Consider the following 22,059-nt stretch of genomic DNA (forward strand, 5'->3'; position numbering starts at 1 on the left):
GCGCGACCCGCGTGCCAGGCTCAGACGCCTCGGCGTGGCATCCGCCGCGGCCGGACTGATGGCCACCATGCTCATGGCGGGCCCCGCCACCGCGACCCCCGACCCGGGAGACGTGCCCGCCCAGGGCAAGGTCTCCTCGGCGCAGGCGGCCGAGGCGCGCGCCGCGATACAGAGCGGTGAGATACCCGGCGTGGACGAGATCGTCCACAGCTCGAACATCGAACACCTTGCCAACATCCCCAAGGACGCCCTCCCGGGCACCAACTCGGACCTCGCCTTCCAGGGCAGGTACGCCTTCGCCGGCAACTACGACGGCTTCCGGATCTTCGACATCAGCAACCCGAAGTCCCCGAAGACCGTCGCCCAGGTCCTCTGCCCGGGCTCCCAGAACGACATCTCCGTCTCCGGGGACCTGCTGTTCCTCTCGACGGACTCCTCCCGCAGCGACAACTCCTGCGCCAGCACGACGCAGCCCGCCTCGGTCAAGGAATCCTGGGAGGGCATGAAGATCTTCGACATCAGCGACGTCCGGAACCCGAAGTACGTCGCCGCCGTCGAGACCGCGTGCGGCTCGCACACCAACACGCTGGTTCCCAAGAAGCGGGACGTCTACATCTACGTCTCGTCGTACTCGCCCAACGCCGCGTTCCCGGACTGCCAGCCGCCGCACGACGGCATCTCGGTCATCAAGGTGCCCCGCAAGGCTCCCGAGAAGGCCGCGCTCGTCGGCTTCCCCGTCCTCTTCCCGGGCGAGGGCCCGGACGGTGGCGGCAACCCCGGTGGCCCGACCAACCCGGGCGTCTCCAAGACCACGGGCTGCCACGACATCACCGTGCTCCCGGAGAAGGACCTCGCGGCCGGCGCCTGCATGGGTGACGGCATCCTCTTCGACATCGAGGACCCCGAGCACCCGCGGGTGATCGACCGTGTCCAGGACAACGTCAACTTCGCGTTCTGGCACTCCGCGACCTTCAACCAGAAGGCCGACAAGGTCGTCTTCACCGACGAGCTCGGCGGCGGCGGCGCGGCCACCTGCAACGCCGAGGTCGGCCCGAACCGCGGTGCCGACGGCATCTACGACATCGTCGGCAAGGGCAAGAAGAGCAAGCTCGTCTTCCGCAGCTACTTCAAGATCCCGCGCCACCAGGCCGACACCGAGAACTGCGTCGCCCACAACGGCTCGCTGATCCCGGTCAAGGGCAAGGACATCATGGTCCAGGCCTGGTACCAGGGCGGCATCTCCGTGTGGGACTTCACCGACTCCCGCAAGCCCAAGGAGATCGCCTACTTCGAGCGCGGCCCGCTGTCCGCCACCACCATCGCCACCGGCGGCTCGTGGTCCGCGTACTACTACAACGGCTACATCTACTCCAACGACATCGCCAAGGGCTTCGACGTCCTGAAGCTCTCCGACCGCCGTACCGACCCCGCGAAGCGGATCCGGATGGACGAGCTCAACGTCCAGACCCAGCCGGACTACTTCGACTTCGACCACTGACCGGAGCCGTGACCGCCGGCCGTCGCCTCACGACGGCCGGCTGACGGCCTGACCCACCGGCGCGCCGTCGGGCGGACCCCCGTCCGGCGGCGCGCCCGCCTCCCAGTCCAGGCCGTAGCGGTGGAACAGCTCCGACCGCAGCCGCGCCAGCGGCATCTGCGCCCCCGGCAGCAGCACCGCCACCACCGCGCCCATCAGCAGGGCGCGCAGCATCGGATAGTCCGTGTCCACGTCCTCGGAGCCGTACCGCGTCACCGTGTCGCGCAGCAGGAACGCGAGGCGCTGCTGCTCCGGGCACTGCACGAAGCCCTCGGCCTGCAGGATCCCCGCCATATGGGTCCGCATCAGGGTCGGCCGGGCCGCGGCGAGCCCCAGGATCGCGTCGATCGCGCGGGCCATGCGCTCGCGGCCGTCCTCCGTGCGCGGCTCGCGCTCCAGCGCCTCCTCCAGGGTGAGGTGCATCAGCCGGTGCACCGCCGACTGGAGGAGCTGCCGCTTGCCCGGGAAGTAGTACGAGATCAGCCCGCGCGCCGAACCGACCCGCTCGGCGATGTCACCGAGTGTCGTCGCCTCGTAGCCGCGTGTGTCGACGAGCTCCACCGTGGCCTGCAGAATGCGCTCCCGGGACCTGCGGCGGAGCTCTTCATTGACCGATGGGCTACGCGGGGACATGCTTGACTCCTGCGTTGACTGGCTGCCGGCCAATATACTCGGCGCATCCCGTCGGGCTGCCCTCGTGGCAGACCGCCGGGGATGCCGTCTGTTCTGGGCGACACGGGGGATCGTCCAGAACAGGCGGCTTCATCCTGTTCCTCCCATTCTGCTCCCCTCGCCGTCGCTCTCCGCGGGCCCGGCCGACGCGGCACGACGCTCCCGCCGGCGGTACGTAAGGATCGCGGTCGCCACACAGCACCAGCCGAACAGCCAGCCCCCGAGCACGTCCGAGGGCCAGTGCACGCCGAGATAGACCCGCGTCCATCCCACCCCGAGCACCGAGACGACCGCCAGGCTCGTGAGGGCGCCCCAGCCGCGCCACTCGCGCCGCCACCGCAGTGCGAGGACCCAGAGCAGCAGCCCGCAGGTGACCATGGCCGTCATGGCGTGCCCGGACGGGAAGGCGGCGAAGCGGGCCGAGTCGACCGGATCCGTCCACTGCGGCCGGTCCCGTCCCACCAGCGACTTCAGGCCCTGCTGGAGCGCCACGGCCAGCAGGCTCGTCGCCGCCACCCACAGGGCGAGCCGTCGCTCCCGCTCCCACCACAGCAGCACCACCGTCGCGGCGGCCAGCGCGCGCATCGTCCACGGGTCCCACACCCAGTCGCTGAGGAAGCGGTTCACCTGGGTGAGCCCGGGTTCGGCCACCGCCTCGCGGTGGAGCGCCTCGGTCACCGACCGGTCGAAGGAGAGCAGGGGTGCCCACCCCACGGCGACGAGGACGAGCAGGAGAACGGCCAGGACTCCGGAGATCACGGCGGAGGAACGCATGCGTCGATCCTGCCCGATGACCGCCTCCGGCCGATTCCTCCCGCCCCCCGCGCGCCGTCGCACGCGACCGGACCGGCGATCCTGCCGTCACCCCTGTCCCAGCGCGCTGAGCGCCGGGACGAAGGCCACGAGCACCGGGACCACCGGCACCAGGGAAGCGGCCGCGGTCAGCCGCAGCCGACGGCCCGCGGTGAGCCGGGGCGCCGCGGTCAGCAGCCGGTCGACGCGGCGCGGCAGATCGCCGTACGGGGCCTGGCCCGGCCCGAACACACCCCGGTCCTCGTTCAGTTCGACCAGCGCGAGCGCGATCGTCAGCCGTCCGAACCGGCGCGAGGCCACGTCGTCGGCGGCCAGCTCCACCAGCCGGTGCATCTCCTCGCGGAAGGCCGCGAAGACCGGGATCCCCGGGAATCCCGCGGCCAGCGCCGCCGAGGAGTGCAGCAGCCAGTCGTGCCGGGCGCGCGCGTGCCCCTGCTCGTGCGCGAGGACGGCGTCCAGCTGACGGCCCTTCAACCGCCGCAGCGCCGCCGTGGTGATGACCAGCTGCGGTGTGCTCCCAGGCAGCCACCAGGCGTTCGCCCGCTCGCCCTCGAGGACCACGAGGCGCTCGCCGCCCGGCTGTTCGCCGGGAAGCAGGGGCGCGCGGACGAGGAGGTCGCAGCGGCGCTGTCTGCGCCGCGATCCGGCCTGGCTGAACTCCCGGCCCAGCATCGCCCCGGACCACACCCCGCCGGCCGCCAGTGCCACCGCGAGCACCGCGGACCAGGGCCCGGCGGTCCCCAGTTCGTACGCGTCGATCACCGCGCGCGGCGCGGGCGCGAAGATCTGTCCCCGTACGGCCTGCCAGGCGGTCGACGCGCTGAACGTCATGGAGAGCGCGAAGCTCAGCAGCACGGCGGCGATCACGCACTGCCACACCCAGAGGGCCACCACGGGTTCTCGCTCGACCCAGTCCGCCCGCGACAGCAGCCGGGGGGCCGCGAGGGCGGTCAGAACTCCGAGCAGGAACAGCGCGAGGGAGACCCACATGGCGCCAGCCTATGAGCGCGGTACTGGTCGGGGGTATGCCCCGGGGCGGCAAGTGACGTACGCCACGGTTTGGTTGAGCCGGTCCGCCCCCGGAAGCCCGGTCGGGCGCGGGCCCGGACTCACAGTGTGACGAGCATGGCCAGCATCGCGAGCGCCATCGACAGCCGGCAGGCGAGTGCCAGTTCCGGGCGTGCCGCCCAGTCGGCCCGCGGCCCGCGGCCCGGACCCGGCCCGCCCGCCGTCGCCGGTATCGCCACGGGCACGAGTCTCGTGCCCGCGTGCAGCACGTACACCATGTAATAGAGGAGCAGTCCGCCCGTGAGGACGGGGATGCCGCCCGCCGTGACCGCCGTGTGCCCCGCGTGCGCCCCCGCGCCGGGAGCCGCCATCGACACCGCCATGTAGACCATGGCGAGCGAGCCGACGAAGTGGTGCAGATGGTGTCCGCCCTGCCGGACCGCCGCGAGTCCGTGCAGCGCCGCGCCGCCGAACACCGCCGCGTACACCGCCCAGCTCCACTCCGGCGGGGTGAGCACCGCCGCGGGCAGCGCCATCGAGGCCATCCCGAAGCCCATCAGTGCCTCGCCCGCCGCGGCCCGCCGCTCCTCCCCGGCGGACGCGCGCATCCGCAGCAGGCAGTACACGCCCGTCACCGCGCAGAGCACGACCATCAACCACCCGGACAGGGCCGGTCCGTGCACGGCACACCTCCCCCTCGACGCCGTCCCCTCCCCGGACGATGCCCGCGGCCGGCCGGACACACGCAGGCGCACGGGTGCGCACAGGCGTACGAGGGGGAGTGAACGGGCGGGCGTTAGGCTCGGGACGATCGCGTACGGCGATCGTCAGCACCCGAGGGGAGCCCCGTTCACATGGACACCGCCACGTCGCACGAGACAGGCCGGATCAGCTACCGCGAGGCGGTCCTGGACGACGTCCCGGCCCTCGTCCCGCTCGTCGAGTCGGCCTACCGGGGCGACGCCAGCCGGGGAGGCTGGACCACCGAGGCGGACATCCTCCAGGGGCAGCGCACCGACCCCGAGGGCGTCGCCGCCGTGATCACCATGCCGAACAGCCGGCTCCTGGTCGTCGAGCGCGACGGCGACATCGTCGCCTGCTGCCAGCTGGAGCACCGCGGCGAGGCGGCCTACTTCGGGATGTTCGCGGTCCGCCCCGAACTCCAGGGGGCAGGTCTCGGCAAGCAGATCATCGCGGAGGCCGAGCCCGGGTGCGCGAGCTGTGGGACGTCCGCGAGATGCACATGACGGTGATCTCCGTACGGGAGGAGCTCATCGCCTGGTACGAGCGCCGCGGCTACCGGCGCACCGGGCGGATGACCCCCTTCCCGTACGGCGACGAGCGCTTCGGCCTGCCCCAGCGCGACGACCTGGAGTTCGAGCTCCTGGTGAAGCCGCTGAGCTGAGAAACGCGGCGGAAGGGTGGCTTCCCCCCTGGCTGACAGGAAAAACTTCTGTGATCAGGGGGGTGGCGCAGGATAATTTCCCTTGCCCCCTCTTGTGGCTGAGAACCGTCCACGGTTACGGTGTCTTCACGCGAGGTTCTCCTGTGGAGGAAGAGGCATGACGGAAATTCTTGTGCAGGACGTGACTGGTGGGGGCATATCCACCGCCGCCCGGGTGATCGACCACCCCGCCTGGCCCGAGCTCAAGAATGCCGTGGAGGAGATCCGCACCTGGCAGAGCGCGGACGGTTCCATCGACTTCGAGCGCGAGGACGCGCCCGCCAAGGCCCTGGCCGAGCTGACCCTCGACCGGGTCGTCGCCGCGGTCGAGCAGCTCTCCCCGCTCGTCCCGCACGACGGTGCCTACCACCACGCCCTCGTCTCCGACCTGCGCAAGTGGGCCGAGAGCGGCTTCGCCGTCCCGGACTTCCTGGACTCGCTGCTCGCCTTCCAGCCGGCCGCCGACCGCGTGGACGGGCTCCAGCACCTGGTGCTGTTCCCGATGTACACGCAGAACGGCAACCCCGACCGCAACCTCGAGGCCGTCGTGCTCCGCATGGTGTGGCCGGAGTGGCTCGCCGAGCTCGAGCGCACCCGCTACGACAACCCGCTGTTCTGCGGGATCACCTTCGAGGACTTCACCGCCGGGTACGACACCAACTCGGCCGTCCTCTTCCCGGAGACCATCGCCGTCCGCGAGGCCCCCGAGCGCTTCACCTGGGGCGGGATCTTCTGCGACCGCGAGGCCGCCCGCTTCCGCAAGGTCACCGAGGCCGCCGTCGACACCCTCGGCATCCAGCTGCCCGCCGACATCGCCGCGATGATCGACGACCAGGAGCGCTGCGAGAAGGCCTTCGTGCTCTGGGACATGGTCCACGACCGCACCCACAGCCACGGCGACCTGCCGTTCGACCCCTTCATGATCAAGCAGCGCCAGCCCTTCTGGATGTACGGCCTCGAGGAGCTCCGCTGCGACCTCACCGCCTTCAAGGAGGCCGTGAAGCTGGAGGCCGAGGGCAACACCCACGGCCGTGACGTGCAGTACGCGGTCCTCTTCGACCGGATGTTCCGCTTCCCGCTCTCCGGCGACCGCAACCGCAACTACGACGGTCTCGGCGGCCAGCTCCTCTTCGCGTACCTCCACAAGAACGACGTGGTGCGCTGGACGGACAACACCCTCAAGATCGACTGGCAGCGGGCCCCCGAGGTCACCAACCAGCTCTGCGCCGACATCGAGAAGCTCTACCGCGACGGCATCGACCGCCCCAAGCTCGTCCACTGGTTCAAGGCGTACGAGCTCGTCTCCACCTACCTCGCCCCGCACCCGGGCTCGAAGTGGGCCAAGGGTCCCGACGCCCTCGACCTCTCCCTCCCGCCCCGCAAGCTCGTCGACGACGTGCTTCCGGACGAGTTTCCGCTCAGCATGTTCTTTGAGGCCCTCGCCAAGAAGCTGAAGGGCGTGATCGCCGACACCAAGGGGATCACCGCCGCCGACGTCTCGCGGACCGAGCAGGCCGAGCGGGCTGCCGCGTGAGCGCTCGTACCGACCACACGGAGGAGGCGTCGCCCATGACCGCCAACGGAAACGGCGGGCCGCTCGACGGCGCCGTCATCGCGGTCGCCGGCGCGGCCGGCCCGGCCGGTCGTGCGACGCTGATGCGCCTCGCCGAAGCGGGCGCGACCGTCGTCGGCGCCGACGCCGACCCGGCGCGCCTCGCGGAGGCCGTCGACGCCGCCCGCTACGCCCACGGCGGCGCCAAGGTCGTCGGTGACACCGTCGACCTGCTCGACCTGGACGCCACGCGCGACTGGGCCGCGAAGACCGAGAAGGAGTTCGGCCGGATCGACGGCCTGGTCCACCTCGTCGGCGGCTGGCGCGGCAGCTCCTCCTTCACGGAGACCGACCTCGCGGACTGGAACTTCCTCGAGAAGCTCCTCATCCGCACGGTCCAGCACACCTCGCTCGCCTTCCACGACGTCCTGCTCCGGGCCGGCGGCCGCGGCCGCTACGCCCTGATCAGCCAGGTCGGCGCGCACAAGCCGCTCGCCAACAACGCCGCGTACAACGCCGGCAAGGCGGCCGCCGAGGCCTGGACGCTCGCGATGGCCGACTCGTTCCGCAAGCTGGGGGGCGACGACGGCCCGCAGGCGGCGGCTGCGATCCTGGTGATCAAGGCATTGGTGCACGACGCCATGCGCGCCGAACGCCCCAACGCGAAGTTCGCGGGCTTCACCGACGTCAAGGACCTGGCCGACGAGATCGCCGGGCTCTGGGACAAGCCCGCCCAGGAAGTGAATGGACAGCGTCTGTGGCTGACCCCCAAGCCGTGACCGCGGCCCTCGGCCCCAGGACCGACGCACGTCGTCACCACGACCCGTCGGTCCGGGGCTTCGCCAGCGACAACTACGCCGGCGCCCACCCCGAGATCCTCGCGGCCCTCGCCCTCGCCAACGACGGCCACCAGGTCGCCTACGGCGAGGACCAGTACACCGAGCACCTCCAGCGGATCATGCACAGCCACTTCGGCCCCCTGGCCGAGGCATTCCCGGTCTTCAACGGGACCGGGGCGAACGTGACCGCCCTCCAGGCGCTCACCGACCGCTGGGGCGCCGTCATCTGCGCCGAGTCCGCGCACATCAACGTGGACGAGGGCGGGGCGCCGGAGCGCATGGGCGGCCTCAAGCTGCTCACCGTGCCGACCCCCGACGGCAAGCTCACCCCCGAGCTGATCGACCGGCAGGCCTGGGGCTGGGAGGACGAGCACCGGGCGATGCCGCAGGTCGTCTCGATCACCCAGAACACCGAGCTCGGCACGGTCTACACGGTGGACGAGATCCGTGCGATCGTCGAGCACTCCCACGCCAAGGGCATGAAGGTGCACCTCGACGGGGCGCGCATAGCCAACGCCGCCGCCTCGCTCGACGTGCCGATGCGCGCGTTCACCAACGCCGTGGGCGTCGACGTCATCTCCTACGGCGGCACGAAGAACGGCATGCTCTTCGGCGAGGCGATCGTCGTCCTCAACCCCGACGCGGTCAGCCACATGAAGCACCTGCGCAAGCTGTCCATGCAGCTCGCGTCGAAGATGCGCTTCGTGTCGGTGCAGCTGGAGGCCCTCCTCGCGAAGGACCTGTGGCTGCGCAACGCCCGCCACGCCAACGCGATGGCCCAGCGCCTCGCGGCCGGCGTGCGCGAGCTCGACGGGGTGGAGATCCTCTACCCGGTGCAGGCCAACGCGGTCTTCGCCCGCCTGCCGCACGCGGTCACCCGGCGGCTCCAGGAGCGGTTCCGCTTCTACTTCTGGGACGAGACGGCCGGCGACGTGCGCTGGATGTGCGCCTTCGACACCACGGAGGACGACGTGGACGCCTTCCTCCAGGCCCTGAAGGAAGAGCTGGCACGCTAGCTCTCGCTGCATGAGTATACGGCCGGACGGAAAGTCATTGACTTCCGTCCGGCCGTATTCGTACGCTCCACGCGCATGGAACCCATGGAGCTCGTCCAGGAGAACCCCGACATCACGGCCTACCTGGCCGTGAGTGAGGCGGTCGACCACGATCATCCGGTGGTCCGGGCGGTCGTGCACCGCCTCGCCGCCGCGTACCCCGACGCATACGCATACGCCGAAGCCGCCTACCGATACGTACGCGACACCGTCCCGCACTCCGCCGACGCCGACGACCCCCGCGTCACCTGGCGCGCCTCCGACGTCCTGGAGCGGCGCACTGGCATCTGCTACGCCAAGTCGATCGCGTACGCCGCGCTCCTGCGGGCCCGGGGCATCCCGGCCGCCCTCTGTTATCAGCGGCTCGCCGACGACGACGGTTCGAACCCGGTGATCCACGGTCTCGTCGCCGTGCTGCTGCCCGGCGAGCGGGACTGGGCCCGCCAGGACGTGCGCGGGAACAAGCCCGGAGTCGACGCCCAGTTCTCCCTGGCGGCGGAGCGGCTGGCCTGGTCCGTCCGGCCGGAGTGCAATGAAGTGGATTATCCAGTGCTCTACACTGAACCGCATGCGGCTGTTCTGGACGCGCTGCGCGCCGCGTCCGACCGGCCCCACCTCTGGCGGACGCTCCCCTCGGAGCTCTGACCCCGGACCCCAGCGAACGGCGGACCATGACCCTCACGCTCACCGTCTCCGACGAGGTGCGCACCCTCGTACCCGGCTTCACCGCTCTGGTGATCGAGGCCCACGGCCTGGTCAACGGGCCCAGCGACGAGGCCGGCTCGGCCCTCCTCGACGACGCCGCACGCCGACTCGCCGAGCGGCTCGACGGCCGGACCCCGGACCAGGACCCGCACATCGCCGCCTGGCGCGCCGCGTACACCGCGTTCGGCGCCAAGCCCTCCCGTACGCGCAACTCCGCGGAGGCGCTCGCCAGGCGGGCGCTCGCGGACGGCGGGCTGCCCCGCATCAACCGGCTCGTCGACGCCTACAACGCGGTGAGCGTCGCCCACCTCATCCCGGTCGGCGGCGAGGACCTGGGCAGGATCCGCGGCGCCATGCGCCTGGTCCGCGCCACCGGCGACGAGCCCTTCGTCACCATGGCGGGCGGCGCGGAGACGGTGGAGCACCCGGAGGCGGGGGAGATCGTCTGGTGCGACGAGGAGGGCGTGACCTGCCGCCGCTGGAACTGGCGCCAGGGGCCCCGTACCCGTATCGACGACGACACCGTCGACGCGTTCTTCCTGCTCGAATCGCTCGCCCCGATGACCCGGGACGAGCTCCTCGCGGCGGGCACCGAACTGGCGGAGTCCCTGGAGAAGCTCAGCCCGGGAGCCCGGATCACGGTCCGCGACCCCGAGTGAGGATGCGTCCGCGAACCGGCGTGACGACGTGTCCGCGAACCGGCGTGACGATTCAGCGGGGTGTCGTCCCGCGGCGCCCCGCCGTCAGCCGGCGTCCTTGACCTCGGCCGGCGTCGGAGCCGTACCCCCGAGGTGCGCGGGCACCCACCAGGTGTCGTTCGCGTCCTTGGGGCGCACCGGGTAGGCGCGCTGCGCGGCCTCCAGGAGTTCCTGGACGCGCCCGCGCAGCCGCCGCGTGATGGCGCCCGCGTACTGGTCGGCGGGAGCCTCCACCGGCTCGCCGACGCGGATCGTCACCGGGATGTGGCTGCGCTTGAAGTTGCGGGGGCGGCCCTTGGTCCAGACGCGCTGCGTGCCCCAGAGCGCCATCGGGATCAGCGGGACCCCGGCCTCCTGGGCGAGCCGCGCCGCACCCGTCTTGAAGGCCTTGAGGGTGAACGACTGGGAGATGGTCGCCTCGGGGAAGACGCCGATGATCTCGCCGGCCCGCAGCGACTCCAGCGCGTGCTGGTACGCGTTCTCGCCCGCGGAGCGGTCCACCGGGATGTGCTTCATGCCGCGCATCAGCGGCCCCGAGACCTTGTGCCGGAAGACCGAGTCCTTCGCCATGAAGCGCACGAGACGCTTCTGCGGGAGCGCGGCCAGGCCCGTGAAGATGAAGTCCAGATAGCTGATGTGATTGGAGACGAGTACCGCACCACCCGTGCGCGGGATGTGCTCCGAACCCTGCGTGTCGATCTTCAGGTCGAGCGCCTTGAACATGGTCAGAGCGGCGCCGATGACCGGCCGATACACGAGTTCTGCCATCTGAGAGGAAACCCTTCTTCTGTGCCTGGGGAGGGTGCTCCCGGCGAAGTTACGCAGCCGTAGGTTTTCGGCTTTGGGCAGATCGTGCCCCATGTGGGCCGCCGTGACCAGTCCAGGCGGCTTCGTGCTGGGAGATTCTCGTCACTCGCGGTGGTCGTGGCGGGAATCCAACCCTCCCGTGCGACGCTGCACCGGATGAGACGGCCGACGGGGAAGGAGACAAGGGTGACAGAGAAGGGGGCAGGGGTGACCGAGACACCCGGAACCGACACGCTGGGACCCGAGGAGCTCGGCGTGCCGCTGGGGGAGCGCGCGACCCTCGTCCAGTTCTCCACCGCCTTCTGTCAGCCCTGCCGGGCCACCCGGCGCACCCTCGCCGAGGTCGCCGCGATGGTCCCGGGCGTCGGGCACGTGGAGATCGACGCCGAGGAACGGCTCGATCTCGTACGCGCCCTCGGCATCGCCAGGACCCCCACCGTCCTCGTCCTCGACCGGACGGGCCGCGTCGTCCGCCGGGCCGCGGGACAGCCCCGCAGGGTGGACGTCATCGCCGCCCTGGGGCGGGCGGTCTGACGCGGTGACACTTCTCCCACATCCCGGTACGCACTTGACTGCACGCCGCAACGATCGCCACTCTGACGGGGTGCCCCAAGAACTCCTTCTCTACGGCCGGACCCACGTGGACCTGGCCCGCAACGCGAGCGCGCGCTGTCCGGGTGTCTGACCACCCCCGGACCTCTCTCATGCCGCACTCGCAGAAGGACAACTCCATGACGGTCACGCCCGACCTCCGCCCCGGCACCGTTCCCACCATCGGCGCGCCCCGCCAGGCCTCCCCCGATCTGCTCCGCTCCGTCTTCCGCCGGCACGCGGCCGGTGTCGCGGTCGTCACCGCGCACGGGGAGCGCCCCGTCGGCTTCACCGCGACCTCGCTGAACTCTGTCGCCGCCGAACCCCCGCTCATCTCCTTCGGAGTGGGCACGACGTCCTCCAGCTGGCCCGTGCTCGCCGAGGCCGAGCACATCGGCGTCCACATACTCGGCGAACACCAGCAGGAACTCGCGGCCACCTTCGCCCGCAGCGGGGCCGACCGCTTCGGCGAGGGGACCCGTTGGAGCGTGGGGCCCGAGGGCGTGCCCGTACTCGACGGCGTGCTCGCGTGGCTGGTCTGCCGTGTGGTCGCCCGGGTGCCCGCCGGGGACCACCGGATCGTGATCGCGCAGGCCGTCGCCGGGGACCCGGACGGAGCGGGCCGGCCGCTCCTCTACCACCACGGCCGCTTCAACGCGCTGCGCGACTGAGGGTTCCCGTGCGCGCCGCTCTCCGCGCGTTGGGCAGATCACATCGCTGAGCGCTTGCTTACTGGTAACGGACTGGGTGTACTGGCGAGTAATATTTCGGTCGGGGCGTCCGGTGCCCCGACCGGAAACCCGCCCTTCAGGCGCCTATGCTGCGAGCAACAAGGCAGCCCAGTTATGACGATGCAGTAGGAGAGCCGGCGTGAGCTTGAGGATCGTTGTCTGTGTGAAGTACGTGCCCGACGCGACCGGAGACCGCAAGTTCGCGGACGACCTCACGGTCGACCGCGACGACGTCGACGGCCTGCTGTCGGAGCTCGACGAGTACGCCGTCGAGCAGGCACTGCAGATCGCCGAAGAGGCGGACGACGCCGAGGTCACCGTGCTGACGGTCGGCCCCGAGGACGCCAAGGACGCGCTCCGCAAGGCGCTCTCCATGGGCGCCGACAAGGCCGTCCACGTCGAGGACGACGACCTGCACGGCACCGACGTCATGGGTACCTCGCTGGTGCTCGCCAAGGCGATCGAGAAGACCGGCTACGACGTCGTCATCGCCGGTATGGCCTCCACCGACGGCACCATGGGTGTCCTCCCGGCGATCCTCGCCGAGCGCCTGGGCGTCCCGCAGGTCACGCTGCTCTCCGAGGTCTCCATCGAGGACGGCGTCGTCAAGGGCCGCCGTGACGGCGACAGCGCCTCCGAGCAGCTCGAGGCCTCCCTGCCGGCCGTCGTCTCCGTGACCGACCAGTCCGGCGAGGCGCGCTACCCGTCCTTCAAGGGCATCATGGCCGCCAAGAAGAAGCCGGTGGAGTCCCTGGAGCTGGACGACCTGGACATCGACGCGGACGAGGTCGGCCTCGCCGGTGCCTGGACCGCGGTCGACTCCGCCGCCGAGCGTCCGGCGCGCACCGCCGGCACGATCGTCAAGGACGAGGGCGAGGGCGGCAAGCAGCTCGCCGAGTTCCTCGCGAGCCAGAAGTTCATCTAAGCGGCCGTTCCGTGAGCCGGAAGTCCGTCCAGGCTCGCGCGCACCGCTCAGACCGCCCCTTTTTCGTTCGCAGGAGATTGAAGTCCCATGGCTGAGATTCTCGTCTACGTCGACCACGTCGACGGAGCCGTCCGCAAGCCCACCCTGGAGCTGCTGACCCTCGCCCGCCGCATCGGCGACCCGGTCGCCGTCGCGCTGGGCAACGGCGCCGCCGACACCGCGGCCGTCCTCGCCGAGCACGGCGCGGTGAAGGTCCTCACGGCCGACGCCCCCGAGTTCACCGAGTACCTGGTCGTCCCGAAGGTCGACGCGCTCCAGGCGGCGTACGAGGCTGTGTCCCCGGCCGCCGTGCTCGTCCCCTCCTCCGCCGAGGGCAAGGAGATCGCGGCCCGCCTCGCGGTCCGCATCGGCTCCGGCATCATCACGGACGCCGTGGACCTGGAGGCCGGTGACGAGGGCCCGGTCGCGACGCAGGCCGCGTTCGCCGCCTCCTTCACCACCAAGTCCCGTGTCTCCAAGGGCACCCCGGTCATCACCGTCAAGCCGAACTCGGCCCCGGTCGAGGCCGCCCCGGCCGCCGGCGCCGTCGAGGCCCTCGCGGTCTCCTTCGGCGCGCTGGCCACCGGCACCAAGGTGACCGCCCGCACGCCGCGCGAGTCGACCGGCCGCCCGGAGCTCACCGAGGCCGCAATCGTGGTCTCCGGTGGCCGCGGCGTCAACGGTGCCGAGAACTTCGGCATCATCGAGGCGCTCGCCGACTCGCTCGGTGCCGCCGTCGGCGCCTCGCGTGCCGCCGTCGACGCCGGCTGGTACCCGCACTCCAACCAGGTCGGCCAGACCGGCAAGTCGGTCTCGCCGCAGCTGTACATCGCCTCCGGCATCTCCGGCGCGATCCAGCACCGCGCGGGCATGCAGACCTCGAAGACGATCGTCGCGATCAACAAGGACGCCGAGGCGCCGATCTTCGACCTGGTCGACTACGGCGTCGTGGGCGACCTCTTCGATGTCGTCCCGCAGCTGACCGAAGAGGTCCATTCCCGCAAGGGCTGATCTCACGGCGCGGGCGTGACCTGCGCTTCTGTACGGTCCGGGGGCCGCGTGGTGATGATCACCGCGCGGCCCCCGGCCGTTTCGGACAACCATTGACGCGGGTCCCGACAGACTACTAACTTCGCTATACGGATTGTTGATTCCGTGAAGCGGAAAATAGGAGGATGTGGGATGGGTCAGCAGGAGAAGGTGTCGACGAGCCTCGCGGGCGCGGTCAGCGAGGGCATCAGCGCCTCCCTCGCAGCGGTGGACGCCGAGCTGGACCGCCGCTACCCGGGAGACCCCGGCACCCGCCAGCCCGTCCACACCGTCTACGTCCCCGGCAACGCCTTCGAGGCCGGCACCATCCGCTCCTGGGGCGACCAGGCCCTCTCCGCCCTCGACGAGCACGCCCCCGACGCCGCCTCCTTCGCCGCCGTCCTCGGCCTCTCCGACGACCTCGCCGAGGACGTGTACAGCCGCGTCCGCGCCAAGCTGGAGCGCGAGCCCATCGAGGACCTCCGGGTCGACTTCGAGGACGGCTACGCCGGCGCCGACGAGGACCAGGACGCCGCCCGCGCCGCCCGGCTGATCTCGGAGGCGTACGCGAACGGGACGGCCGCCCCGTACATGGGCATCCGCATGAAGTGCATGGAGTCCGCGGTACGCGACCGGGGCATCCGCACCACCGACGTCTTCCTCACCGGCCTCCTGGAGAACGGCGGCCTGCCCGACGGGCTCGTCCTCACCCTCCCCAAGGTCACCTACCCCGAGCAGGTCTCCGCCTTCGTCCGCCTCCTGGAGGCCTTCGAGAAGGCGCACGGCCTCGACGCCGGCCGCCTCGGCTTCGAGATCCAGATCGAGACCAGCCAGTCCATCCTCGCCACCGACGGCACCGCCGCCGTCGCCCGCATGATCGGCGCCGCCGAGGGCCGCGCCACCGGACTGCACTACGGCACCTTCGACTACAGCGCCTGCCTCGGCGTCTCCGCCGCCTACCAGGCCAGCGACCACCCGGCCGCCGACCACGCCAAGGCGATCATGCAGGTCGCCGCGGCCGGCACGGGCGTACGGGTCTCCGACGGCTCCACCAACGTCCTTCCGGTCGGCTCCACCGAGCACGTCCACGAGGCCTGGCGCCTCCACTACGGCCTCACCCGCCGTGCGCTCGCCCGCGCGTACTACCAGGGCTGGGACATGCACCCGGGCCACATCCCCACCCGGTACGCCGCCGTCTTCGCCTTCTACCGCGAGGGCTTCGAGGCCGCCGCCAAGCGCCTCTCCGCGTACGCCAACCACGCGGGCGGCGACGTGATGGACGAGCCGGCGACCGCCAAGGCCCTCAGCTCCTATCTGCTCCGCGGTATCGACTGCGGCGCCCTCGACACCGCCGAGGTCGACGCGCTCACGGGCATGAACCGCGTGGCCCTCGACCGCTTCGCGGCCCCGCGCCGCGGCGACCTGACGGCCTCCGCCGAGTAGCGGGACCACCCGCTCGGGGTCGACCGCGGAGGCGGCGGCCCCGACGGCCTCGTCCTGGCGGCTCCTGCCCCGACAGCGGACGGCCGCGGCCTCGGCGTACGCCGCTCAGACGGCCGAAGGCGGGATCTCGCCCGAACCGCGGGCCAGCAGCGTGGTGCCGAGCACCACGCGCTCCGGAACGTCGTCGACCCCGTCGAGACGCCGGAACAGACGCTCCGCCGCCGTCCGGCCGAGCGCGGCCGCGTCCTGGGCGATGACCGTGATGCCGAGCAGGTCCGCCAGTTCCATGTCGTCGAAGCCGACCAGGGCCACCGGCCTCGGGTGCCCCGCGAGGGCCCGGACCACGGTGACCATCACCCGGTTGTTCCCCGCGAACAGCGCCGTCACGGGTTCCGGCGCGTCCAGCATCTCCCGTACGGCCGTCCCCACCCGCTCCGGCTCCGTCGAGCCGAGCGAGACCCGGGAGCCGTCGACCGGCAGGCCCGCGTCCTCCATCGCCGCGCGGTAGCCGCGCAGCCGCTCGGACGCGGTGTGGATGCGGGGCCGGTCGCCGATGAAGCCGATCCGGCGGTGCCCGTGGGCGATCAGATGGGCCACGCCGTCGCGCGCCCCGCCGAAGCTGTCGGACAGCACGGCGTCGGCGTCGATCAGCCCCGCGGGGCGGTCGACGAAGACGGTGGCGACACCCGCCCTGATCTCCGGTTCCAGATACCGGTGGTCGTCACCGGCGGGGATGACGATCAGACCGTCGACCCGGCGCGCGCAGAGGGCGAGCGCCAGCTCCTGCTCCCGGGCCGGGTCCTCGGCGCTGGAACCGTTGATGAGCAGCGCCCCGTGCGCCCGCGCGACCTCCTCGATCGCCCGGCTGAGCGGCCCGTAGAACGGGTCGGCGAGATCCTCGAGCACGAGGCCGACCGTCGCCGTCCTGCCCTTGCGCAGGACCCGGGCGCTGTCGTTGCGGCGGAAGCCGAGCACCTCGATGGCCTCCTGGACCCGTCGCTCGGTGTCCGGGGTGACCCCCGGCTCGCCGTTCACGACCCGGGACACCGTCTTCAGGCCGACGCCCGCGCGCGCGGCGACGTCCTTCATCGTGGGCCGGTTGCCGTAGCGGTGCTCGGTGCGGCGGGCGATGTCGGCCACGGTGCGCGGTTCCTCCGTCGAAGGTCGGGGCGTCCGGCCGAAGAGTGGTACGGCCGGTCGTACAGCGGTGTCTGATCGACTCCCTGGCCGAATCATAGAACCTGGACAACGTTGTCATGTGAGGGGAGACTGTACGGAGCGGGACACCATAGACAACGTTCCGCCCGCCGCCGACTGGAGACCCCGCACCCATGCAGACCGATTCCGCCACGGGACCCCTCGACGGACTCGTCATCGCCCTCGACATCGGGGGCACCAAGATCGCCGGGGCCCTGGTCGACCACGAGGGACGCATCCGCGTCCGCTCCCAGTCGCCCACGCCCGCGCGTGAGGACGGCGAGACGGTGATGGGCGCGGTCGAGGAGGTGCTCGCCGAGCTCGCTCGCTCGCCGCTGTGGGAGGCCGCCGGGGCCGTCGGCATCGGCAGCGCGGGCCCGGTCGACGCGCACCGGGGGACCGTGAGCCCGGTCAACGTGCCCGGCTGGCGCGACTTCCCGCTCGTCGAACGGGTCCACAAGGCGACGGGCGGACGCCCCGTCACCCTGGTCGGCGACGGCGTCGCCATGACGGCCGCCGAACACTGGCTCGGCGCGGCGCGCGGCCACGACAACGCCCTCTGCCTCGTGGTCTCCACAGGAGTCGGAGGCGGCCTCGTCCTCGGTGGCAGGCTCCACCCCGGCCCCACGGGCAACGCCGGTCACATCGGCCACATGGTGGTGGACATGGACGGAGATCCCTGCGCCTGCGGCGGACGCGGCTGCGTCGAACGCATCGCCAGCGGCCCGCACATCGCCCGCCGCGCCCTGGAGAACGGCTGGCGCCCGGGGCCCGACGGCGACGCCTCCGCGGCCGCCGTGGCCGCCTCGGCGCGCGCGGGGGACCCGGTCGCCGTCGCCTCGTTCGAGCGGGCGGCCCAGGCCCTCGCGGCGGGCATCGCCGCGACGGCGACCCTCGTCGAGATCGACATCGCGGTCGTCGGCGGCGGGGTGGCGGGCGCCGGAGAGGTCCTCTTCGCCCCGCTGCGCCGCGGCCTCGCGACGTACGCCACGCTCGACTTCCTCCGGAACCTGACGGTCGTCCCGGCCCTCACGGGCACCGACGCGGGCCTCCTGGGCGCCGCCGCGGCCGCGGCGGTCTGAGGCCCCGGCCCGGCCGCCGCGGCTCCGGTGGTCTGAGGCCCCGGTTCGGCCCGGCCGTGAGGTCCCGGCCCGGCCGCCGCGGCTCCGGTGGCCTGAGGCCCCGGTTCGGCGGGTCGGACCTCCGGGTTTCGGTGGCCTGAGGCCCGCGCCCGGCGGGTCGGACTCCCGGCTCACTCCTCCCGTACCCGCTCCGCCGTGCGCTGTTCGACGATCACCAGGAAGGCGTCGGACTCCAGGTCCATGACGACCCGGGCCGGCACCCCCTCGTCCCTGCGCGCCCCGGCGAACTCCTCCGCCGGCCAGCTGCCCCGCGGGCCGCCGGCCGGAAAACGTTCGAGAACCCTACGACTCATCTCTCCGCACCCCCTCGTGCTTGCCGTTCTCAACGACCCCCGCGCGGAAGTGTCACGCTCATGCCCAGGCGGACGCATATGCCAGGACATGTGTTCGTGGTTTTCGTGGCAGGGTGTTGGGGGCAATCCACAGGGGGCTGTCGAAGAGGGGGAATCGTGATCGTCTGGGTCAACGGTGCGTTCGGCGCGGGGAAGTCCAGCACCGCGCGCGAGCTGGTCGATCTGATCCCGAACAGCACGCTGTACGACCCCGAGGTCACCGGCGGGGGCCTGCGGGGCCTGCTGCCGGCCAAGCGGCTCGCCGAGGTCGAGGACTACCAGGACCTGCCGATCTGGCGGCGCCTGGTGGTCGACACCGCCGCCGCCCTGCTCGCCGAGCTCGGCGGGGTCCTGGTCGTGCCCATGACCCTGCTGCGCCAGGAGTACCGGGACGAGATCTTCGGCGGGCTCGCCGCCCGCCGCATCGACGTCCGCCATGTGCTCCTCGCCCCGGAGGAAACGATCCTGCGGCAACGGATCGACGGCAGGTCCGAGTACGCCGACCCCGACGTCGACGCCCGCGTCCGGGAGTGGTGTCACGGCCATCTCGCGCCGTACCGGGCCGCGCTCGACTGGCTCGCCGACGACGCCTACGTGGTCGACACCTCGGCGCTCACCGCGGCCGAGGCCGCCCGGTCCGTCGCCGACGCGGTGCGGGCCGGCCGCGCCGCCCCCTGCGGCATCGTCCAGACCCCCGAGCCGACCGGCGAGACCGTCGCCGCCGGAGTCCTGCTCTTCGACGAGCGGGATCGTTTCCTCCTGGTCGACCCCACCTACAAGCCGGGCTGGGAGTTCCCCGGCGGGGTCGTCGAGGCCGGCGAACCCCCCGCCCGCGCCGGACTGCGCGAGGTGGCCGAGGAGATAGGCCTCGAACTCGACTCCGTACCCCGCCTCCTGCTCGTCGACTGGGAACGCCCCGAGCCGCCCGGCTACGGCGGACTCCGCCTCCTCTTCGACGGCGGCACGCTCGGCCCCGCCGACACCGAACGCCTCCACCTCCCCGGCGCCGAGCTCCGCGACTGGCGCTTCGTCACCGAGGAGGAGGCAGCCGACCTCCTGCCCCCCGTCCGCTACCGCCGCCTCCGCTGGGCCCTGCGCGCCCGCGAGCGCGGCACGGTGCTCAACCTGGAGGCCGGGGATCCGGTGGGCTGACGGCCACGGCCGGAGTCCCGCCGGCGGGCCACCGGCCGCCGGTCGTACCTCCCGGTCGTGGAGCCGCGCTCAAGCCTCCGCCGTCGCCGCCGCCGCGGTCAGTCGCGCCGCCGTGTCCGAGGTCACCGGAGCGCCGTGACCGCAGCACAGCACCGACGGCTCCAGCTCCGCGAGCACCCGCATCGAGTCCAGCGCGCGAGCACGGTCGACATGGAACACGCCGAACATCACGTCCGGCACCGACGCCACCGTGTCCCCGGCGAACAGCACACCGTGGCGCGGGAGATGGACGGCGATCGAACCGGGCGTGTGGCCGGGGGCGTGCACCACCACCGCGCCGCCGCCGAACCCGAGCACCTCACCGTCCCCGACCTCCCGGTCGACCCGGGTCGGCGGCGCCTCCGGCGCGGTCAGGCCGTGCTCGAAGATCGGGATCTCCCAGTCCAGGAGGTGCGGCTCCGGCACCGGCGCCTCGCCCCGGATCACCGGCGCGTCGAGCCCGTGCGCCAGGATCTCGGCCCCGTGCCGGTCCGCGAGCTCCTGCGCCGAGCCCACGTGGTCCCGGTGGCAGTGGGTCAGCACGATCCGGCGCAACCGGTCCGGGTCGAGACCGGCGGACCGTATCGCCGCGGCCGTCCGGTCCGCCATGCCGGCCCAGCCGGCGTCGATCAGGGTCAGCTCCTCCTCGTCCTGCCAGAGATAGGCCTGGCCGATGGAGTAGTCGAGGAGGTGCAGACGCGGGGTGATCCTGGTGAGCTCGATGGATGCCATACGGCGAACCTACGCATCTCCGCAGGTCCGCCGTATACTTCTACGCTCGCGGCGAGCTTCGCCGAGCGCTGAACGTGGCCGCTCGTCAGTTCTGCTTCTGCCGCGCGTAGTTGAGCAGGAAGTGCGCCTCGGCCACGCAAAGCCGCTCCAGCTCGTCAGGCGAGACGGACTCGTTGGGCGCGTGGATCTGCGCCTCCGGCTCGCTCAGGCCGATCAGCAGGATCTCCGACTCCGGGTACAGCGAGGCCAGCGTGTTGCACAGCGGGATCGAGCCGCCCATGCCCGCCGTCTGCATCTCCTGGCCGGGGTACGCGATCCGCATCGCCTCGGCCATCGACGCGTACGCCGGGCTCGACGTGTCCGCCTGGAACGGCTGCCCCTGACCGACCTGTTCGAGGGAGACCCGGGCGTTCCACGGCGTGTGCTTCTCGATGTGCGCGAAGAGCAGCTTCGTCACCTCGGCAGAGTCGAGGCCCGGCGGCACCCGCAGGCTGAGCTGGGCGCGGGCCGACGACGGGATCGACGGGGTCGCCCCGGCCACCGGGTGGCAGTCGATGCCGATGACGGTGACGGCGGGACGCGCCCAGATCCGGTCGGCGACCGTACCGGCCCCCGGCAGGGCCACGCCCGTGAGGACCTTGGCGTCCTGGCGGAAGTCCTCCTCCGGGTACTGCAGCCCCTCCCACACCTGGTCGCCCGGCAGCCCCTCGATGACGGTCGAACCGTCCGGGCCCCGCAGCGAGTCCAGTACGCGGATCAGTGCGGCCAGCGCGTCCGGCGCCGCGCCCCCGAACTGACCGGAGTGCAGATTGCCCTCCAGGGTGTCGATCCCCACCCGGATCATCGTCATGCCGCGCAGGGTCGCGGTCACGGTCGGCAGTCCCACCCGGAAGTTGCCCGCGTCACCGATCACGATCGCGTCGGAGACGAGCAGTTCGGGGTGCTGCTCCGCGTACCGCTCCAGACCGCCGGTGCCCTGCTCCTCCGAACCCTCGACGATCACCTTGACCGTCACCGGAATGCCGCCGTTGGCCTTGAGGGCGCGCAGCGCGAGCAGGTGCAGGATGAAGCCGCCCTTGCAGTCGGCCGCGCCACGCCCGTACCAGCGCCCGTTCCGCTCGGTCAGCTCGAACGGCGGGGTGAGCCAGGCGGACTCGTCCAGCTTCGGCTGCACGTCGTAGTGCGCGTAGAGAAGGACGGTCGGCGCGCCGGCCGGGCCGGGCAGGATGCCGTACACGGCCTGCGAGCCGTCCGGGGTGTCGAGCAGTGCCACGTCCTGGAAGTCCTCGGCGCGCAGCGCGTCCGCGACCCAGTTCGCGGCGCCCTCGCACTCGCTGCGGGGCGCCACGGCCTCGTCCGCCACCGACTCGAAGGCCACCAGCTCCGTGAGCTCGGCCTTGGCACGGGGCATCAGGGACCGGACGGTCTCGGCGATCGGATTCGAGGTCATGGGCACGCTCCTGATGGGTGCGACGTTTACGACGTAAGGACGGCGTTCGGCGTATGTCGTGGTACGGCGAACGCACCGCCGATCCTACGGCGCGGGCCTCTGGCTACCGCGCCGTAGGATGCGTCAG

General features: G+C 71.8%; 22 protein-coding genes and 1 pseudogene. 14 read left to right on the plus strand and 9 right to left on the minus strand.

The genetic code is table 11. The features are described from left to right. Positions 1–58 precede the first annotated feature (58 nt). Positions 59–1,498 (plus strand): hypothetical protein, encoded by a 1,440-nt coding sequence (locus ACIP84_RS08475; RefSeq protein ID WP_355959282.1) that lies wholly within the window; start codon positions 59–61, stop codon positions 1,496–1,498. 27 nt (positions 1,499–1,525) lie between these two features. Here the strand turns inward: ACIP84_RS08475 and ACIP84_RS08480 are convergent, their stop codons facing one another. The 4 genes from ACIP84_RS08480 to ACIP84_RS08495 all read right to left on the minus strand — a co-directional run bounded on the left by ACIP84_RS08480 (position 1,526) and on the right by ACIP84_RS08495 (position 4,713). Next, entirely contained in the window at positions 1,526–2,170 is a 645-nt protein-coding gene (locus ACIP84_RS08480; RefSeq protein WP_401796157.1) for a TetR/AcrR family transcriptional regulator, read from the minus strand. A 129-nt stretch (positions 2,171–2,299) separates the two neighbouring features. Then, positions 2,300–2,983: a phosphatase PAP2 family protein gene (locus ACIP84_RS08485; protein ID WP_355959265.1), complete on the minus strand. Its 684-nt coding sequence runs from the start codon at positions 2,981–2,983 to the stop codon at positions 2,300–2,302. 87 nt (positions 2,984–3,070) lie between these two features. Next, positions 3,071–4,012: a M56 family metallopeptidase gene (locus ACIP84_RS08490; protein WP_401796160.1), complete on the minus strand. Its 942-nt coding sequence runs from the start codon at positions 4,010–4,012 to the stop codon at positions 3,071–3,073. Between the two features lie 119 nt (positions 4,013–4,131). Continuing rightward, the gene (locus ACIP84_RS08495) at positions 4,132–4,713 is read right to left on the minus strand and encodes a DUF5134 domain-containing protein (RefSeq protein ID WP_401796163.1); all 582 of its coding nucleotides are present in this window, start codon (positions 4,711–4,713) and stop codon (positions 4,132–4,134) included. A gap of 171 nt (positions 4,714–4,884) precedes the next feature. Here ACIP84_RS08495 and ACIP84_RS08500 point away from each other — a divergent pair. The 6 genes and pseudogenes from ACIP84_RS08500 (at position 4,885) to ACIP84_RS08525 (ending at position 10,284) form a co-directional block, all read left to right on the plus strand. After that, a pseudogene (locus ACIP84_RS08500) lies at positions 4,885–5,435 on the plus strand (GNAT family N-acetyltransferase). A 157-nt stretch (positions 5,436–5,592) separates the two neighbouring features. After that, positions 5,593–7,008, plus strand: coding sequence for a DUF6421 family protein (locus ACIP84_RS08505; RefSeq protein WP_355959258.1), 1,416 nt, complete (start codon positions 5,593–5,595; stop codon positions 7,006–7,008). Positions 7,009–7,043: 35 nt separating this feature from the next. Beyond that, positions 7,044–7,805, plus strand: a complete 762-nt coding sequence (locus tag ACIP84_RS08510; RefSeq protein WP_355959257.1) for an SDR family oxidoreductase — start codon at positions 7,044–7,046, stop codon at positions 7,803–7,805. Further along, entirely contained in the window at positions 7,802–8,881 is a 1,080-nt protein-coding gene (locus ACIP84_RS08515) for a threonine aldolase family protein (protein WP_401797080.1), read from the plus strand. Before ACIP84_RS08510 ends, ACIP84_RS08515 begins: the two co-directional genes overlap by 4 nt. Before the next feature lie 84 nt (positions 8,882–8,965). After that, positions 8,966–9,565: a transglutaminase family protein gene (locus ACIP84_RS08520; protein ID WP_401797083.1), complete on the plus strand. Its 600-nt coding sequence runs from the start codon at positions 8,966–8,968 to the stop codon at positions 9,563–9,565. 26 nt (positions 9,566–9,591) lie between these two features. Beyond that, positions 9,592–10,284: a phenylalanine--tRNA ligase beta subunit-related protein gene (locus ACIP84_RS08525; RefSeq protein WP_355959255.1), complete on the plus strand. Its 693-nt coding sequence runs from the start codon at positions 9,592–9,594 to the stop codon at positions 10,282–10,284. Between the two features lie 84 nt (positions 10,285–10,368). On the opposite strand, the gene ACIP84_RS08530 is transcribed toward ACIP84_RS08525, so the two are convergent. Then, positions 10,369–11,091, minus strand: coding sequence for a lysophospholipid acyltransferase family protein (locus ACIP84_RS08530; RefSeq protein ID WP_355959253.1), 723 nt, complete (start codon positions 11,089–11,091; stop codon positions 10,369–10,371). Positions 11,092–11,337: 246 nt separating this feature from the next. Between ACIP84_RS08530 and ACIP84_RS08535 the strand changes: the two genes are divergently transcribed. The 5 genes from ACIP84_RS08535 to ACIP84_RS08555 all read left to right on the plus strand — a co-directional run bounded on the left by ACIP84_RS08535 (position 11,338) and on the right by ACIP84_RS08555 (position 15,888). Further along, positions 11,338–11,664 (plus strand): TlpA family protein disulfide reductase, encoded by a 327-nt coding sequence (locus tag ACIP84_RS08535; protein WP_401796168.1) that lies wholly within the window; start codon positions 11,338–11,340, stop codon positions 11,662–11,664. Between the two features lie 197 nt (positions 11,665–11,861). Then, positions 11,862–12,392 carry a flavin reductase family protein gene (locus tag ACIP84_RS08540; protein ID WP_209493566.1) on the plus strand — a complete coding sequence of 177 codons (531 nt, stop codon included), beginning with the start codon at positions 11,862–11,864 and terminating at the stop codon, positions 12,390–12,392. A gap of 199 nt (positions 12,393–12,591) precedes the next feature. Further along, positions 12,592–13,377 carry an electron transfer flavoprotein subunit beta/FixA family protein gene (locus tag ACIP84_RS08545; RefSeq protein WP_355959249.1) on the plus strand — a complete coding sequence of 262 codons (786 nt, stop codon included), beginning with the start codon at positions 12,592–12,594 and terminating at the stop codon, positions 13,375–13,377. Between the two features lie 87 nt (positions 13,378–13,464). Continuing rightward, positions 13,465–14,427: an electron transfer flavoprotein subunit alpha/FixB family protein gene (locus ACIP84_RS08550; RefSeq protein WP_401796172.1), complete on the plus strand. Its 963-nt coding sequence runs from the start codon at positions 13,465–13,467 to the stop codon at positions 14,425–14,427. 171 nt (positions 14,428–14,598) lie between these two features. Next, complete coding sequence (locus tag ACIP84_RS08555) at positions 14,599–15,888, plus strand: DUF6986 family protein (RefSeq protein WP_401796175.1); 1,290 nt, start codon at positions 14,599–14,601, stop codon at positions 15,886–15,888. Positions 15,889–15,993: 105 nt separating this feature from the next. Here ACIP84_RS08555 and ACIP84_RS08560 read toward each other — a convergent pair whose 3' ends face one another. Further along, positions 15,994–17,028 carry a LacI family DNA-binding transcriptional regulator gene (locus tag ACIP84_RS08560; protein ID WP_355959245.1) on the minus strand — a complete coding sequence of 345 codons (1,035 nt, stop codon included), beginning with the start codon at positions 17,026–17,028 and terminating at the stop codon, positions 15,994–15,996. A gap of 191 nt (positions 17,029–17,219) precedes the next feature. Here ACIP84_RS08560 and ACIP84_RS08565 point away from each other — a divergent pair, with 191 nt between their 5' ends. Next, entirely contained in the window at positions 17,220–18,167 is a 948-nt protein-coding gene (locus ACIP84_RS08565) for an ROK family protein (RefSeq protein ID WP_401796179.1), read from the plus strand. 170 nt (positions 18,168–18,337) lie between these two features. On the opposite strand, the gene ACIP84_RS08570 is transcribed toward ACIP84_RS08565, so the two are convergent. Next, entirely contained in the window at positions 18,338–18,520 is a 183-nt protein-coding gene (locus ACIP84_RS08570) for a hypothetical protein (RefSeq protein ID WP_327160675.1), read from the minus strand. A 156-nt stretch (positions 18,521–18,676) separates the two neighbouring features. On the opposite strand from ACIP84_RS08570, the gene ACIP84_RS08575 reads away from it, so the two are divergent. Next, positions 18,677–19,711 carry an NUDIX domain-containing protein gene (locus ACIP84_RS08575; protein ID WP_355959241.1) on the plus strand — a complete coding sequence of 345 codons (1,035 nt, stop codon included), beginning with the start codon at positions 18,677–18,679 and terminating at the stop codon, positions 19,709–19,711. Between the two features lie 69 nt (positions 19,712–19,780). Here ACIP84_RS08575 and ACIP84_RS08580 read toward each other — a convergent pair whose 3' ends face one another. Then, positions 19,781–20,482: an MBL fold metallo-hydrolase gene (locus tag ACIP84_RS08580; protein ID WP_401796183.1), complete on the minus strand. Its 702-nt coding sequence runs from the start codon at positions 20,480–20,482 to the stop codon at positions 19,781–19,783. A gap of 85 nt (positions 20,483–20,567) precedes the next feature. Further along, complete coding sequence (locus tag ACIP84_RS08585) at positions 20,568–21,932, minus strand: dipeptidase (protein WP_401796186.1); 1,365 nt, start codon at positions 21,930–21,932, stop codon at positions 20,568–20,570. Positions 21,933–22,059 lie beyond the last annotated feature (127 nt).

Source organism: Streptomyces sp. NPDC088707 (assembly GCF_044752725.1).
In the GTDB taxonomy this organism is placed as follows: domain Bacteria; phylum Actinomycetota; class Actinomycetes; order Streptomycetales; family Streptomycetaceae; genus Streptomyces.